Below are 14,432 nucleotides of genomic sequence, written 5' to 3'. Positions count from 1 at the left end.
ACACGAACACAGAAGGCCCCGCCGGACACCCGGCGGGGCCTTCTTCGTGTCAGCGGTGGTGCCGACCGGACTCCTCAGGACCAGACGCGGCGGATCCCCCACGAACCGGTCCAGGTCTCGTCCGGCTCGAGCCAGCGCAGGCCCTCGCCCGAGTTCAGGGCGTTCGCGGGCGCCGTCATCGGTTCGACCGCGACCGCCAGGCCCTTCCCGTCGCCCCGCGGGTACTCGCGCGAGGTGAAGACCTGCACGTAGGGGAACGAGGCGTCCTGCCAGAGCTCGACCCCGTCGCCCTCCGGCCCGTGCATCGTCGTGCGGCGGATCCCGTCGGCGTCGGGGGTGACGTCCGTGTAGGCGGTGTCGAGGTCCGAGTCCCCGGCACGTCGCCCCTGGCGCAGGTCGTACGGCGTGCCCTCGACCGGCACCGAACCGTTCGGGACCTTCTGCTCGTCGACGGTGAAGGCGGTCGCGGCGTCGAGCGTGACGACCAGGTCGTCGGCGGGGGTGTCACCGGCACGCAGGTACGGGTGCGCGCCGACAGCGAAGGGTGCGCGCACGCCCGAACGGTTCGTGACCTCGTGCGTGACACGGATGCCGTCGTCGACGAGTTCGTGCAGCACGCGCGTCTCGAGGGTGAAGGGCCACCCGTGCTGCGGGTGGATCGTCGCTTCCTGCTGGATCGACGTCTCGGTCTGCGAGACCACCCGGTACGGGGCGAACCGGAGCAGTCCGTGCGACGCGTTGCCGTACTTCGGCTCCGAGACGTCGAGCTGCTGCCGCTTGCCGTCGAACTCCCACACACCACCGGCGACGCGGTTCGGCCAGGGCGCCAGGACGATGCCGTTCGCCCCCGGCGGCTGCTCGGTCACGGGGAACGGCTCGGTGATGTCGAAGCCGGCGACGCGGAGTTCGCGGATGCCCGCGGCGACCTCGGTGACCACGGCTTCGACGACCCCGTCGGGTCCGGCGTGGTGGAGGCGGTACTGGCCACCCGTGGGTGCTGCGGTCATGGGGTGTTCTTCCTTCCGGCTGATTCGGTGTGCTGCTCGCCGTCGGCGACGATCACCTGGGCCCCGGCCGCCCGGATCGTGGCGACCGCGGCGGCGTCGGCCTCGGCGGTGACGACGACGTCGATGTCCTCGAGCGCGCGGACGACCCCGATGTGGGCCCGGCCGAACTTCGACCCGTCCGCGACCACGACCGTACGCCGGGCCGTCGCCGCGAGCATCCGCTTGGCCTCGGTCTCGGGCAGGTTCACGTTCGTCAGGCCGTGGTCGACGTCGAGTCCGGTCCCGCCGAGGAACACGAGGTCCGCGGCGATCATCGGCAGGACCGCGCCGTTGAAGGGGGCGACGAGCGAGTGCTGCAGGGGCCGGAGGGTGCCGCCGGTGACGATCACGGTGAAGCGCGGGACCGCACGCTCGAGCGCGAGCGCCGTGGTGAGGGAGTTCGTGACGACCGTGACGCCGGTGAGCTCGGTGCGCGCCACGAGGGCCTCGGCGACGGCGGCCGGCGTGGTGCCGACGTCGAGGACGACGCACTCCCCCGGGCGGACCAGCGCAGCGGCCGCACGGCCGATGGCGGCCTTGGCCACCTGGTGCTCGACGGCGGTCTCCTCGAAGGGGCGCTCGGTGGACCCGGCCCCGAGGCGGACCGCGCCTCCGTGCACCCGCCGGATCCGGGCCTCCTGGTCGAGGACGGCGAGGTCCTGGCGGACCGTCACCTCGCTGGTGCCGAGGGACGCGGCCAACGCGGCCGTCCGGACCATGCCAGGGGCGCCGTCGACGATCGCGACGATGCGGTCCTGCCGCAGGGGCGCGGGCAGCGCGCCGGCGAGGAAGGAGAGGTCGGCGTCCGTCATGTGGACAGTTTCGCTTGCTTCCGATGTCTTTCGCAACGCTTCGGATGGGCGCTAGGCTGTTCCGGTGATCACCAAGCGCGTGACGAAGCTCGCGGACGGCCGCGACCTCTTCTACTTCGACGACGCCGACTCGACACTGCCCGCAGAACGCAGCATCGACGAGCGCGTGCTCGACCCGCGGCCCGAGACGGCGCGGATGCGGCAGGACGTCCTGACGGGCGAATGGGTGTCGATCGCGGCGTCCCGGCAGAACCGGGTGTTCCTGCCGCCGGCCGACCAGGACCCGCTCGCGCCCCAGAGCCCGGCCAACCCGTCCGAGATCCCGAGCCGCTACGACGTCGCCGTGTTCGAGAACCGCTCGCCGTCGTTCGGCCCGCTGCTCGAAGCCGACGACGCCCCCGAGTCACTCGAGTCCCTGAGCGACGTCGGCCTGAACCGCCAGCTCCGCTCGGTCGGCCGGTGCGAGGTCGTCTGCTTTTCGCCCGAGACCTCCGGGTCCTTCGCCTCCATCTCCGAGTCGCGTGCCCGCACCGTCGTCGAAGCCTGGGCCGACCGCACCGCCGCACTCTCCGCGATGCCGGGCATCCAGCAGGTGTTCCCCTTCGAGAACCGGGGCGAGGCGATCGGTGTCACGCTGCACCACCCGCACGGGCAGATCTACTCGTACCCGTACATCACGCCGCGCACCCAGCGCCTGCTCGCGAGCATCGAACGGTTCGGTCCGGACCTGTTCGAGCAGCACCTCGCGAACGAGCGGGGTTCCGAGCGGGTCGTCCTCGCTGGCGAGCACTTCACCGCCTTCGTCCCGTTCGCCGCGCGCTGGCCCATCGAGATCCACATGCTGCCGCACCGCCACGTCCCCGACTTCGCGGGCCTGACCGAGGCCGAGAAGGACGAGCTGGCCCACATGCACCTCCGGCTCACCCGCGGGCTCGATGCGCTCTACGGCGACCCGACGCCCTACATCGCCGCGTGGCACCAGGCGCCGGTGCACACCGCCCGCGACACCGTGCGGCTGATGCTGCAGATCACCTCGCCGCGACGTGCGGCGGACAAGTTGAAGTTCCTGGCCGGCAGCGAAGCCGCCATGGGCGCCTGGATCGGGGACCTCGTGCCCGAGAAGGCGGCCGAGTTCATCCGACAGGGAGTCGAGCGCGCATGACGTTCCAGCAGGTCTACGGGTACGAGCCGACGGTGCGGTACTCCGCCCCGGGTCGCGTCAACCTGATCGGTGAGCACACCGACTACAACGACGGCTACGTGCTGCCCTTCGCGATCGACCGTCGCACCACCGCCTCCATCGCGCAGCGTGACGACCGGACGATCCGCGTCGCCTCCGCCTTCGACGCCTCGAGCGAGCCGATGGCGCTGTCCCTCGACGACCTGTCGCCCGAGGCGATGGGCGGCTGGTCGGCCTACGTCTTCGGGATCGCATGGGCCCTGCGCGAGCATGCCGGTGCCGATCTGAACGACAAGACCGGGTTCGACGTCTTCATCGAGTCCGACGTGCCGGTCGGTGCGGGCCTGTCGTCCAGTGCGGCGATCGAATGCGGTGTCGCGCTGGCGTTCAACGACCTGTGGGAACTCGGCCTCGACCGGAAGACCCTGGCGCGCGTCGGGCAGTACTCGGAGAACCACGCCGTCGGTGCCCCCACCGGGATCATGGACCAGTCCGCCTCGCTGCTCGGCGAGCAGGACGCCGTCGTGTTCCTCGACTGCCGCACGCTCGACACCGCCGTCGTCGACCTGGCGCTCGAGGCGAACGGGCTCGAGGTCCTGGTGATCGACACCCGCGTCGAGCACGCCCACGCAACCGGTGGCTACGCGGCTCGTCGGGCCTCGTGTGAGAAGGGTGCCCAGGTGCTCGGCGTCGAGGCACTGCGTGACGTCAGCGTCGAGGACCTGCCTCGTGCGCAGGAGCTCCTGGACGACGAGACCTTCCGCCGGGTCCGGCACATCGTGACCGAGGACCAGCGCGTCCTCGACACCGTCCGCACGCTGCGCGAACAGGGTCCCCGGGCGATCGGTTCCCTGCTCGTCGCGTCGCACGAGTCGATGCGCGACGACTTCGAGATCTCCGTGCCGGAGCTCGACCTGGCCGTCGCGACCGCGGTCGAGCAGGGTGCCGTCGGTGCGCGCATGACCGGTGGTGGGTTCGGCGGTGCGGCGATCGCGCTGGTCGACCAGGAGTCACGCGAGGCGATCACCGCCGCCGTCACCGCCGCCTTCGCCGACGCCGGGTTCCGCGAGCCGAACGTGTTCACGGTGCACGCCGCGCAGGGCGCCCGGCGCGACTGACGGCGCTCCGCCGCTCGACGTTTCGCGCTGAGCGACAGTTCACGCGGCGATCAGCCCGTGGGCTGTCGCTCAGCGCGAAAGAACGGCAGCACCCCGACAGCCCCGCCGCGCCCCCGCCGACTCAGCCGAGGTAGTCCGCGTAACGGACGTACTCCACCACGTTCCCGAGCACGAACGGGTGCGTCCGACCGTGCTCCACGGCCCACTCCACCCACGCGGTCTGCGCCGGCATGAGCAACCACACCAGGGCGGTGGTCCCGAGCACGGCGGCCAGGGTCAGGCCCATCACGGTGTGCTCGTCGAACCGGGCTGCACCACGGCGGGCGATCGCGACGACGAACCCGGCGACCGCGAACCCCACCGTCGCGAGCGTCCATCCGGACCAGGGGCCCGACGTGAACGTGTACTCCTGGCCGGCGTGCACGAAGGTCGTCGCCCAGGTCGACCCGGGAGCCTGGAACAGCACGCAGATCGCCACGATGACGATCAGCCACCGGGCGTCCTTGGTCAGTTGCGACGGCTCGGGCCGGGCTCGCATCACCGGCGTCGTCTGCAGTCGTTCGTCCCCCATGCCGCGACCGTAGCACCGGCGGAGTGCACTTCGTGAGCAGCAATGGTCGGGTGCGATGACGCCACCCGACCATTGCTGCTCACCATCGCCACGCGACCAGCACGCGAGCGTCACGCGACCGGCACGCCGCGCGCGACCGCGCGCTACGACAGCTGGCGCTCGGCGGCCTCGACGACGTTCTTCATGAGCATCGCGCGGGTCATCGGCCCGACGCCACCGGGGGTCGGCGACAGGAAGCCCGCTACCGACGCGACCGCGGGGTCGACGTCGCCGTGCAGCTTCGCCTTGCCGGTCTCCTCGTTGACCACGCGGGTGATCCCCACGTCGATGACTGCGGCACCGGGCTGGACCCAGTCCGGCTTGACGAGCCCGGCGACCCCGGCCGCGGCGACGATGATGTCGGCGCGACGGCACTCCGCGGCGACGTCGGCGGTCAGCGAGTGCGTCAGGGTCGCGGTCGCCTCGAGCCGCGTGAGCAGCAGGCCGAGCGGCCGTCCGACGGTCAGCCCCTGGCCGATGATCGTGACGTGCGCGCCGCGGATCGGGATCTCGTACGCGTCGAGCATCGCGACGATGCCCCGCGGTGTGCAGGGCAGCGGTGCGTCGATCGTGCCGGCACCACCGGGCACGGCGAGCACGAGCTCGCCGAGGTTCGTCGGGTGCAGGCCGTCGGCGTCCTTCGACGGGTCCATGAGCTCGAGCATCGGCGTCGGGTCGATGCCCTGCGGCAGCGGGAGCTGCACGATGAACGCGGTGACCCGGGGGTCGTCGTTCATCTGCAGGATCGCGGCCCGGATGTCGGCAGCGGACGCCGTCTCGGGCAGGTCGATGCGGTGCGAGTCGAGCCCGATCGACGCCGAGTCGCGGTGCTTGCCCGCGACGTAGGACATCGAGCCGGGGTTCGAGCCGACCATGATCGTGCCGAGACCCGGACGGATGCCGTGCTCGTGCAGGCGGTCGATCCGGCCCCTGAGTTCGTCGAGCGTCCGGGCGGCGAGGGCCGTGCCGTCGATGCGGACGGCACTCCCTTCACCGGCCCAGAGCTCGCGCGGGAGCGCCGCGCTGACCGAACCGCTCACGCGTAGAGCGGGAACGCGTCGGTCAGGACCTTCACCCGCGCCGAGAGTGCTGCGACGTCCGGGTTCGGCATGAGGGTCAGCGCGATGATGTCGGCCACCTCGGTGAACTCGGCGTCGCCGAAGCCGCGGGTCGCCAGCGCCGAGGTGCCGATGCGGACACCCGAGGTGACCATCGGCGGGCGCGGGTCGAACGGCACGGAGTTGCGGTTCACGGTGATGCCGACCTCGTGCAGCAGGTCTTCGGCCTGCTTGCCGTCGACCTCGGACGCGCGCAGGTCGACGAGCACCAGGTGCACGTCGGTGCCGCCGGTGAGCACGTCGATGCCCGCGGCCTTGGCGTCGGCGGCGGTCAGACGGGCGGCGAGGGCCTGGGCGCCGCGGATCGTGCCCTCCTGACGGTCCTTGAACTCCGGGGTGCCGGCGAGCAGGAACGCGGTGGCCTTCGCGGCGATCACGTGCATGAGCGGGCCGCCCTGCTGGCCCGGGAAGACCGCGGAGTTCAGCTTCTTGAACAGGGTCTCGTCGTTCGACAGGATGATGCCCGAGCGGGGGCCGCCGAGGGTCTTGTGGACCGTCGACGAGACGACGTGGGCGTGCGGGACCGGGGACGGGTGCAGCCCGGCGGCGACGAGGCCGGCGAAGTGCGCCATGTCGACCCAGAGCTTCGCACCGACCTCGTCCGCGATCTCGCGGAACTTCGCGAAGTCGAGCTGGCGCGGGTAGGCGGACCACCCGGCGATCAGGACCTTCGGCTGGTGCTCGATGGCCTTGGCGCGGATGTCGTCGTAGTCGACCTCGAACGTCTCGGGGTCGACGCCGTACGCCACGGCGTTGTAGATGCGGCCCGAGAAGTTGAGCTTCATGCCGTGGGTCAGGTGACCGCCGTGCGCGAGCTCGAGGCCGAGGATGGTGTCGCCGGCCGAGGCGATGGCGTGCAGGACGGCCGCGTTGGCCGTGGCACCGGAGTGCGGCTGCACGTTCGCGTACTCGGCACCGAAGAGCGCCTTGGCACGGTCGATGGCGAGCTGCTCGGCGACGTCGACGTACTCGCAGCCGCCGTAGTAGCGCTTGCCCGGGTAGCCCTCGGCGTACTTGTTGGTGAGCACGGAGCCCTGCGACTCGAGCACGGCGCGCGGCACGAAGTTCTCGGACGCGATCATCTCGAGGGTGTCGCGCTGGCGGCCGAGCTCCTGCTGCAGGACGGCGGCGATCTCGGGGTCGACCTCGGCGAGCGGGGCGTTGAAGGCGGCGCGTGCGGCGGTCTGCTCGGCCACCTCGGCCGAGTCGGAGACGAACGGGGGCAGATCGGCAATGGACACGGGACTCCTACGGTGTGCGGACGACCAGCTGGTCGCACTCGGACGGTCGGTCGGTGCAGCCCAGGCGTACGGCCGCGCACCGTGTCTTTGTCGCTCCCCGATGGTGACCCATCCAACGCCAGTCGCGACCTGACGATCGTACCGAGCCACCGCACCCTGTGTCACCCTGGATGCATGACGCTGCTCTCGCCCGACGTGGACGAACGGACCACCACGGACGAACGGACCAGTGCGCGGGCGGACACCCCGTGGGTCACGGTGGTGTGGGACGACCCGGTGAACCTGATGTCGTACGTCACCTACGTCTTCCAGCGGCACTTCGGGTTCTCACGCGAGCAGGCCGAGCGGCTCATGCACCAGGTCAACGACGACGGTCGGGCGATCGTGGCGACGGGCCCGCGTGAGTCGATGGAGGCCCACGTGCAGTCCATGCACGGCTACGGGCTGCAGGCGACCGTCGACAAGGCCCCCGAAGCGTGATCCCGTTCGTCCGCCGCGCCGACGGCGTCCACCTCGGCCTGTCCTCCGGCGAGCGCGACCTGCTCGCCTCGCTCACCGAGCAGCTGCAGCAGGTGCTCGGCGGCGACCTGTCCACCGACCCGCTCAGCGAGCGGATGTTCCCGGATGCCTACCCGGATGACGACGCAGCGAGCGCGGAGTTCCGGAAGTACACGCAGTCCGACCTGCTCACGCAGAAGACGACGAACGCCTCGATCGTGCACGACTGGCTGACGGGTACCCGCGCCGGTTCGCTCGACGCCGAGGACGAGCAGGCGTGGCTCCGCACCCTCACCGACCTGCGGCTGACGATCGCCGATCGGCTGGGCATCGAGGACGCCGACGACGAGGAACGCTCCGTCGAGGCCGACGCGGGCGTCGGCCTGCGCGACGTCTACGACTGGCTCGGCTACGTGCAGGAACACCTGGTCGTCACGCTCACGTCGCGCTGACGGCCCACGGCCTGGAGGCCCGGATCACCTCCGGTGCGACGGGTCACCCCAGCAGGTCGTCGCGGTGGGCTCGCACCCAGTCGGCCAGGCTCCGGGGTGTGGTGCCGGTGATGCGCCGGACGTCGTCGCTCATCACGTCGACACCGTCGAGGCCGCGGCGGACGACCCGGCCGAACTGCTGCCGGAGCCCCTCGGCCTGCCAGGCGGGCACCCCGCTCAGGCGCAGCACGCCGGCGTAGACCCTGCTCGGCAGGTGCAGGGCGCGCACGGGTCGGCCGAGCCCGGTGGCGAGCGCGGCGGCGACACCCCGTGCATCGAGCAGATCCGGCCCGGTGAGCACCGGTTCGGTGCCGTCGTGGCCGTCCTCCGTCAGCACCCGGGCGGCGGTCCGGGCGATGTCCTCGGTGTCGATCCAGCCGATCACCCCGCGGCCCGTGGTGTGCGGGAACCACCCCCGTCGGATCGCCGGGGCCGAGGGCTGCACGTTCGTCATGAACGACGAGGGGTGCAGGATCGTCCACGCCAGCCCGCTCTCGCGCACCAGCCGGTCGATGTGCCAGGCGGCGCTCGCCCACGACATCGGGGAGTGCTCGGCGGCGTCCCCGCCCGACAGCTGCACGATCCGGCCGACCCCTGCACGCTGCGCCGCACGGACCCCGGTGGAGCCCTGCTCGCGCTGCCGCTGGCTGACCGGCGTCACGAGGAAGAACCGGTCGACCCCCTCGAGCGCCGCGGTGAGCGCGTCCTCGTCGTCCAGGTCGGCCAGACGGCCGTCGATGCCCCGCGCCCGGAGCGCGTCGACCTGTTCGGGCCGTCGGACCACGGCACGCACCGTCACCCCGGCCGCCCGCAGCAGCTCCGCAGTCTTGCCCCCGACGTCCCCGGTCACGCCGGTGACCGCCACGCTCTCGCCCATGTCTGCTCCTCGTCCCGCTGACCCATTCTGGTATCAGTTTCCTGATACCAGAACGTACGCCGGTACGATCGCCCCGTGCCCCAGGAACTCCCAGCCCCGCGCGACGACGTCGACGGCATCGTGGCGTGGACGGTGATCCGGGCCGCACGGACGCTCTCCCGCCGGCTCGCGGCCGAGCTGGCGCCGCTCGGGTTGACACCCGTGGAGTTCGGGGCGCTCATCCAGCTCGCAGCGGCGGGCGAGCTCAGCCAGGCCGACCTGGCGCGAGCGGTCGGCGTCCGACCGCAGAGCATGACGACGCTCGTCGGGGGGCTCTCGACGCGGGGACTCGTGGAGCGGGGTGCTGCACCGGGCCGGGGACGGGCCTCCCGGATGCGGCTGACCGACCAGGGCGAGGCGCTGCTGGCACGCGCCCATCCGATCGTCCGGGCGAGCAACGCGTGGTTCGGCGACGGTGCGGAAGCGATCTCGGCGACCCTGCTCCCGCTGCTCGAGCCGGACGCGGGCGACGACGTGTCCGCCGTTCCCTGAGCGATATCAGAAGGCAAACTTGCAAGGTTGGCTGGTGACGGACTAGCCTCCGGGGCGTGACCGACGCACCGGAGACCGACCCGACCGACCTGGCCGACGCCGTGCTGACGATGCACGGACGACTGCGGCGGTCGTTGCTGGCCTCGAAGTCGGACGACGTCACGGCGTCGCAGACCGCCGCCCTCGGACGCCTGCTGCGGCACGGGCCGGCCACCATCGCCGACCTGGCGCGAGCCGAGGGTGTCCGACCGCAGTCGATGGGCGCGACCGTCCAGGCCCTGGTCGACCTCGGCCTGGCCGAGCGGCAGGCCGACCCGACGGACGGCCGGCGGGCGATCGTCAGCGCGACGGCGGCCGGTCGGGACGCGCGCCAGACCGCCTGGGCCGCGCGGAACCACGAGCTCGCCGAGCGGCTCGCGACCCTGCTCGAGGCGGACCGCCGCGTCGTCGCGCGGGCGATGGACCTGCTCGGGCCGATCGTCGATCCCTGACCCGCACCCCTCGCCCAGTCCTGCAACCGGAAGAAGCGCTCTCACGTCCACCACCACGACCCCCGACACGACCACGGGCAGCGGCTTCGGCCCGAAGCTCCTCATCCCGGTGCTCGTCGGGCCCCTGCTCAACCCGATCAACACCACGATGGTGTCGGTCGCCCTCACCCCGATCTCCCGCGACCTGGGCATCGGTGCGGCGCAGGCGATCTGGCTCGTCGCGGCCCTGTACCTGGCGAGTGCGATCGCGCAGCCCACGATGGGCAAGCTCGCCGACCGGTTCGGCCCGAAGAAGGTGTTCCTGACCGGGCTCGTCATCGTCGGGATCGCCGGGGTGGTGCCCGAGGTCCTGACCGGGTTCGGCGGCGCCGTGTTCGCCCGGGTGCTCATCGGCATCGGGACGTCGTCGGCGTACCCGGCGGCACTCACCACGCTCCGGCAGCACTCCGCCCGGATCGGGAAGCCGACGCCGCCGCTCGTGCTCGGGGCGCTGTCGATCACGTCGCTCGTGTCCGCCGCCGCCGGCCCACCGCTCGGCGGGGCGCTCATCGCCGCGTTCGGCTGGCACGCGATCTTCCTGGTGAACGTGCCGCTCGCGGTGTTCGGCATCGTCGTGGCGACGCTCTGGCTGCCGTCCGACCGGCTGCGTCCGCGCGACGACGCCGACCTGCCGGTGCTGCAGGCGCTCGACCCGCTCGGCATGGTGCTGATGACCGGGACCGTCTCGGCGCTGCTCGTCTTCCTGCTGGACCTGTCCGCGGGGCTGTGGTGGTTGCTCGCGGTGGCGCTCGTGCTGCTCGTCGCCCTGGTGGCGTGGGAGCTGCGGGCCGTGCGACCGTTCGTCGACGTGCGGCTGCTCGCCCGGAACGGCGCGTTGTCGCGCACGTACGGCCGCCTGTTCCTGACGTACCTGCTCGCCTACACGATGACCTACGGGTTCTCGCAGTGGGTGCAGGACGTCGCGGGCTACCCGAGCGACGTCGCCGGGTACATCCAGCTGCCGGCCGCGATCGTCGCCGGGGTGGCCTCGTTCGTGGTCGCACGGAAGACGGCGATCCGCGGGCCGCTCGTCGTAGCCGCACTGGTGCCGATCCTGGGCGGTGTGCTCCTGCTCTTCCTGCACACCGGGTCGCCCGTCGTCCTGCTCGCCCTGACCCCGGCGCTGTTCGGGGTGCCGCAGGCGCTGGCGTCGGTGTCGAACCAGGCGGCGCTGTACCGGCTCGTCCCCGCGGAGTACATCGGCACCGCGGCCGGGCTGTCCCGCACCGCGGTGTACATCGGGGCGATCGCGGCGTCCTCGCTCATCGGTGGCGTGTTCGGCCAGGCCCCGACGACGCCGGACCTGCACGTGCTGGCGTGGGTGATCCTCGGCGTCGCGGTGCTCCTGACCGTGCTGACCCTGGCGGACCGCCGGCTGCGGGACGCCGACGCCCGGCGCGCCACCGCCGCGCCCGCGCCGGCGTCCACGCCCGCGCCCGCACCCGCGCCCGCACCCGCACCCGCACCCGACGCCGAGTGAGCAGAAGATGACGGGTCGCACCCCCGCACCCGACGTCTTCTGCTCACTCGGCGGCCTCCGGACGTCCTGGAGCACCTCGCCACCCGCGGACCGGTAGCGTCGCGGGCATGGCGAACGGCGGCGGGTTCAGCAGCGACACCAAGGCAGGCGCGATCTGGAACGTGGTGATCTGCGGCATCCTCTGCATCGGCATCCCGATCGCGGCGATCGTCAACGCCGACCGGGGCTCCGCGTACGTCGGCATCGGCATCGCGGCGACGGTCCTGGCCCTGTGCATGGAGGTCTACTTCGTCCGTCGTCTGCTCGCGCGCCGGCGCTGACGCCGGGCGCGCCACCGCTGCCGCGCCCGCCACTGACGGTTCGTGAGCACAAATGGTCGAGTCGCCGCGGCGCACTCGACCATTCCTGCTCACGAAGCACGTCCCCCGCGGCCGGTACCCTGATCCGGTGACCGACCCGACCCCCACGCACTGGACCCTGACGCTCGTCTGCGACGACCAGCCCGGGATCGTGCACGCCGTCTCCGGAGCGATCGTCGCCGCCCAGGGCAACATCACCGAGTCGCAGCAGTTCTCCAGCGCCGACACGAACACGTTCTTCATGCGCCTGCAGGTGATGGCGCCGGTGGACCGCGCCGCCTTCGAGGCAGCACTCGCCCCCGTCGCCGCCCGCTACGACGCCCGCGTCCAGCTCGACGTCGTCGGTCGTCCGCTGCGCACCCTCGTGCTCGTGTCGAAGGCGGGCCACTGCCTGAACGACCTGCTCTACCGGCAGCGCGGCGGACAGCTGCCGATCGAGGTCCCCCTCGTGCTGTCGAACCACGCGGACCTGTCCGAGCTCGCCGCGTTCTACTCCGTGCCGTTCGAGCACCGCCCGGTCACCGACGCCGAGTCGAAGGAGCAGATGGAGCGGCGCGTGCTGCAGGCGGTGGAGGAGCACGACATCGAGCTCGTGGTCCTCGCCCGCTACATGCAGATCCTGTCGCCCGAGCTCTGCGCGGCACTCGAGGGGCGTGCCGTGAACATCCACCACTCGTTCCTGCCCGGCTTCAAGGGCGCGAACCCGTACCGGCAGGCGCATGCCCGCGGGGTGAAGCTCATCGGTGCGACCGCGCACTTCGTGACGAGCGACCTCGACGAGGGCCCGATCATCGAGCAGAACGTCGTCCGCGTCGACCACACCAAGGAACCGGCCGAGCTGGTGTCCATCGGGCAGGACGAGGAGTCCCGCACGCTCACCCAGGCGGTGCGCTGGATCGCGGAGGACCGCGTCCTGCTCGACGGCGCCCGCACCATCATCTTCAAGTAGGCAGCACCATGACCAACGCCCCGCAGTCCCCCGTCGACTGGGAATCGGTCCCCGACCCGGCAGCCGTCCGGCAGCCGCGTCGGCGGTTCGAGGCCTGGATGATCCTGCGGATCGCCGTGATGGTGTTCGGCCTGCTGTCCCTGGCCTTCTGGGGCTACTGGTCGTGGCAGCTCCCGCTCCCCGGCTACCTGTTCATGGTCGGGGCTCCCCTGTTCGCCGCGGTCGTCTGGTACTTCTTCCGGTCGCCGCGCTCCCCGATCGAGACCGACATCGTCGGCAAGACCATCGTCGAGGTCGCCCTGGTCGTCGCCGCAGGCGCGACCTGGATCTCCATCGGCCACCCGGTCGTCGGCATCGTCTTCATCGTGATCGCCGCCCTGAGCGGCGTGATCGCGTTCCGCAAGGAGACCGCATGAGCACCACGGGCCTCCAGACCGGCCAGGAGGCCCAGCGCACGCTGGTCCGCGCAGCCCGCGTCGTCGACGCGGCCGGCACCACGGCCGACGGCTGGGTCCTGGTCGTCGGCGACACGATCCACGCGACCGGCTCCGGTCCTGAGGCCCCCGCGGCCGACCGGGTCGTCGACCTGGGCGACGCGGTCCTGACGCCCGGATTCGTGGACCTGCACGGACACGGTGGGGCGACCGAGGCGTACGAGGACGACTCGTTCGACCGTTCGCTCGCGATGCACCGTTCACACGGCACGACCCGCTCCGTCCTGTCGCTCGTCGCGAACCCGGTCCCCGCCCTCGCGGCGTCGCTGGCCCGCGTCCGCGCCGTGATGGCGACCGACCCGCTCATGGTCGGTGTGCACCTGGAGGGACCGTTCCTGTCCCCGCACAACAAGGGCGCCCACAACGAGTCGTTCCTGATCGAGCCGACCCCCGCCGCGGTCGACGCCCTGCTCGAAGCGGGAGAGGGCGTCATCCGCCAGGTCACGATCGCGCCCGAGCTGCCCGGAGCCCTCGACGCCGTCCGCCGCTTCGTCGACGCCGGCGTCACGGTCGCCGTCGGCCACACCGTCGGCACGTACGACCAGGCGCGGGCCGCGTTCGACGCCGGCGCGACGATCCTGACCCACGCCTGCAACGCGATGCCCGGGCTGCACCACCGCGCACCGGGGCCGATCGGCGCCGCCGTGTCGGACGACCGTGTGACGCTCGAGCTCATCCTGGACGCCGTGCACGTGCACCCGGTCGTGGCGGACACGCTCTTCCGGGCGACGCCGGGTCGGGTGGCGCTGATCACCGATGCGATGGGTGCCGCCGGCGCTGCGGACGGCTCGTACCGGCTCGGGTCGCTCGACGTCACGGTGACCGACGGCGTCGCACACGTGGCGGGGACGGAGACCATCGCGGGGTCGACGCTGACGCAGGACGTGGCGCTCCGCAACGCGGTCTCGCTCGCCGGGCGGACCCTGCCCGAGGCCGTGGCGGCGCTGACGAGCGTGCCGGCCGGCGCGCTGGGGCTCGGCGACCGTCTGGGTCGGCTGGCGCCGGGGTTCGCCGCCGACATGGTGGCGCTGACGCCGTCGCTCGAGGTCGAGCGCGTCTGGGGCGGCGGGCGCGAGCTGCGCTGAGCACGCACGGCTC

At 72.0% G+C, this 14,432-nt stretch carries 17 protein-coding genes and 1 riboswitch; of the genes, 11 read left to right on the top strand and 6 right to left on the bottom strand.

The annotated features are described in order from the left end of the window. Positions 1-74: 74 nt before the first annotated feature. Together DEJ12_RS03615 and DEJ12_RS03610 are read right to left on the bottom strand one after the other, a co-directional pair. Positions 75-1,007 (bottom strand): aldose 1-epimerase family protein, encoded by a 933-nt coding sequence (locus tag DEJ12_RS03615; protein ID WP_111029050.1) that lies wholly within the window; start codon positions 1,005-1,007, stop codon positions 75-77. Next, positions 1,004-1,858, bottom strand: a complete 855-nt coding sequence (locus DEJ12_RS03610) for a DeoR/GlpR family DNA-binding transcription regulator (protein WP_111029049.1) — start codon at positions 1,856-1,858, stop codon at positions 1,004-1,006. The genes DEJ12_RS03615 and DEJ12_RS03610 overlap by 4 nt, the downstream gene beginning before the upstream one ends. A gap of 64 nt (positions 1,859-1,922) precedes the next feature. Between DEJ12_RS03610 and galT the strand changes: the two genes are divergently transcribed. Beyond that, positions 1,923-3,020, top strand: a complete 1,098-nt coding sequence (gene galT, locus DEJ12_RS03605) for a galactose-1-phosphate uridylyltransferase (RefSeq protein WP_111029048.1) — start codon at positions 1,923-1,925, stop codon at positions 3,018-3,020. Next, on the top strand, positions 3,017-4,156 hold the full coding sequence (galK, locus tag DEJ12_RS03600; RefSeq protein ID WP_111029047.1) for a galactokinase: 1,140 nt from the start codon (positions 3,017-3,019) through the stop codon (positions 4,154-4,156). Before galT ends, galK begins: the two co-directional genes overlap by 4 nt. A 121-nt stretch (positions 4,157-4,277) precedes the next feature. On the opposite strand, the gene DEJ12_RS03595 is transcribed toward galK, so the two are convergent. The 3 genes from DEJ12_RS03595 to glyA form a co-directional block, all read right to left on the bottom strand. After that, positions 4,278-4,727, bottom strand: a complete 450-nt coding sequence (locus DEJ12_RS03595) for a hypothetical protein (protein WP_111029046.1) — start codon at positions 4,725-4,727, stop codon at positions 4,278-4,280. A 143-nt stretch (positions 4,728-4,870) separates the two neighbouring features. Beyond that, entirely contained in the window at positions 4,871-5,806 is a 936-nt protein-coding gene (locus DEJ12_RS03590) for a tetrahydrofolate dehydrogenase/cyclohydrolase catalytic domain-containing protein (protein ID WP_071404707.1), read from the bottom strand. Then, positions 5,803-7,080 (bottom strand): serine hydroxymethyltransferase, encoded by a 1,278-nt coding sequence (gene glyA / locus DEJ12_RS03585; protein WP_111029113.1) that lies wholly within the window; start codon positions 7,078-7,080, stop codon positions 5,803-5,805. The genes DEJ12_RS03590 and glyA overlap by 4 nt, the downstream gene beginning before the upstream one ends. A 96-nt stretch (positions 7,081-7,176) precedes the next feature. Then, positions 7,177-7,261: riboswitch (ZMP/ZTP riboswitch) on the bottom strand. Positions 7,262-7,299: 38 nt separating this feature from the next. Here glyA and clpS point away from each other — a divergent pair. Next, positions 7,300-7,605 carry an ATP-dependent Clp protease adapter ClpS gene (gene clpS / locus DEJ12_RS03580; protein ID WP_071404706.1) on the top strand — a complete coding sequence of 102 codons (306 nt, stop codon included), beginning with the start codon at positions 7,300-7,302 and terminating at the stop codon, positions 7,603-7,605. After that, positions 7,602-8,075, top strand: coding sequence for a DUF2017 family protein (locus DEJ12_RS03575; RefSeq protein ID WP_111029045.1), 474 nt, complete (start codon positions 7,602-7,604; stop codon positions 8,073-8,075). Before clpS ends, DEJ12_RS03575 begins: the two co-directional genes overlap by 4 nt. A 43-nt stretch (positions 8,076-8,118) precedes the next feature. Here the strand turns inward: DEJ12_RS03575 and DEJ12_RS03570 are convergent, their stop codons facing one another. Then, entirely contained in the window at positions 8,119-8,991 is an 873-nt protein-coding gene (locus DEJ12_RS03570) for an NAD(P)H-binding protein (RefSeq protein ID WP_111029044.1), read from the bottom strand. Between the two features lie 75 nt (positions 8,992-9,066). On the opposite strand from DEJ12_RS03570, the gene DEJ12_RS03565 reads away from it, so the two are divergent. From DEJ12_RS03565 to nagA, 7 genes are all read left to right on the top strand, one after another. Beyond that, positions 9,067-9,522: a MarR family winged helix-turn-helix transcriptional regulator gene (locus tag DEJ12_RS03565; protein ID WP_111029043.1), complete on the top strand. Its 456-nt coding sequence runs from the start codon at positions 9,067-9,069 to the stop codon at positions 9,520-9,522. Positions 9,523-9,578: 56 nt separating this feature from the next. Beyond that, on the top strand, positions 9,579-10,013 hold the full coding sequence (locus DEJ12_RS03560; RefSeq protein ID WP_220034789.1) for a MarR family winged helix-turn-helix transcriptional regulator: 435 nt from the start codon (positions 9,579-9,581) through the stop codon (positions 10,011-10,013). Positions 10,014-10,122: 109 nt separating this feature from the next. Then, positions 10,123-11,532: an MFS transporter gene (locus DEJ12_RS03555; RefSeq protein WP_220034788.1), complete on the top strand. Its 1,410-nt coding sequence runs from the start codon at positions 10,123-10,125 to the stop codon at positions 11,530-11,532. A gap of 107 nt (positions 11,533-11,639) precedes the next feature. After that, the gene (locus DEJ12_RS03550) at positions 11,640-11,852 is read left to right on the top strand and encodes a hypothetical protein (RefSeq protein ID WP_111029042.1); all 213 of its coding nucleotides are present in this window, start codon (positions 11,640-11,642) and stop codon (positions 11,850-11,852) included. Positions 11,853-11,979: 127 nt separating this feature from the next. Then, on the top strand, positions 11,980-12,840 hold the full coding sequence (gene purU / locus DEJ12_RS03545; protein ID WP_110861849.1) for a formyltetrahydrofolate deformylase: 861 nt from the start codon (positions 11,980-11,982) through the stop codon (positions 12,838-12,840). Positions 12,841-12,848: 8 nt separating this feature from the next. Beyond that, positions 12,849-13,256, top strand: coding sequence for a YrdB family protein (locus DEJ12_RS03540; protein WP_084740750.1), 408 nt, complete (start codon positions 12,849-12,851; stop codon positions 13,254-13,256). After that, positions 13,253-14,419 (top strand): N-acetylglucosamine-6-phosphate deacetylase, encoded by a 1,167-nt coding sequence (gene nagA, locus DEJ12_RS03535; protein WP_111029041.1) that lies wholly within the window; start codon positions 13,253-13,255, stop codon positions 14,417-14,419. The genes DEJ12_RS03540 and nagA overlap by 4 nt, the downstream gene beginning before the upstream one ends. Positions 14,420-14,432 lie beyond the last annotated feature (13 nt).

Source organism: Curtobacterium sp. MCLR17_059 (assembly GCF_003234665.1).
In the GTDB taxonomy this organism is placed as follows: domain Bacteria; phylum Actinomycetota; class Actinomycetes; order Actinomycetales; family Microbacteriaceae; genus Curtobacterium; species Curtobacterium flaccumfaciens.
Note: the sequence above shows the minus strand (reverse complement) of the source record. Positions and strands in the feature narration are given on the sequence as shown.

Excerpts from the sequence above, each read along its gene's own strand:
- DEJ12_RS03595 (WP_111029046.1), bottom strand. The coding sequence starts at position 4,727 with ATGGGGGACGAACGACTGCAGACGACGCCGGTGATGCGAGCCCGGCCC.
- DEJ12_RS03540 (WP_084740750.1), top strand. The coding sequence starts at position 12,849 with ATGACCAACGCCCCGCAGTCCCCCGTCGACTGGGAATCGGTCCCCGAC.
- DEJ12_RS03570 (WP_111029044.1), bottom strand. The coding sequence starts at position 8,991 with ATGGGCGAGAGCGTGGCGGTCACCGGCGTGACCGGGGACGTCGGGGGC.
- DEJ12_RS03610 (WP_111029049.1), bottom strand. The coding sequence starts at position 1,858 with ATGACGGACGCCGACCTCTCCTTCCTCGCCGGCGCGCTGCCCGCGCCC.
- DEJ12_RS03615 (WP_111029050.1), bottom strand. The coding sequence starts at position 1,007 with ATGACCGCAGCACCCACGGGTGGCCAGTACCGCCTCCACCACGCCGGA.
- DEJ12_RS03550 (WP_111029042.1), top strand. The coding sequence starts at position 11,640 with ATGGCGAACGGCGGCGGGTTCAGCAGCGACACCAAGGCAGGCGCGATC.
- galK (WP_111029047.1), top strand. The coding sequence starts at position 3,017 with ATGACGTTCCAGCAGGTCTACGGGTACGAGCCGACGGTGCGGTACTCC.
- clpS (WP_071404706.1), top strand. The coding sequence starts at position 7,300 with ATGACGCTGCTCTCGCCCGACGTGGACGAACGGACCACCACGGACGAA.
- nagA (WP_111029041.1), top strand. The coding sequence starts at position 13,253 with ATGAGCACCACGGGCCTCCAGACCGGCCAGGAGGCCCAGCGCACGCTG.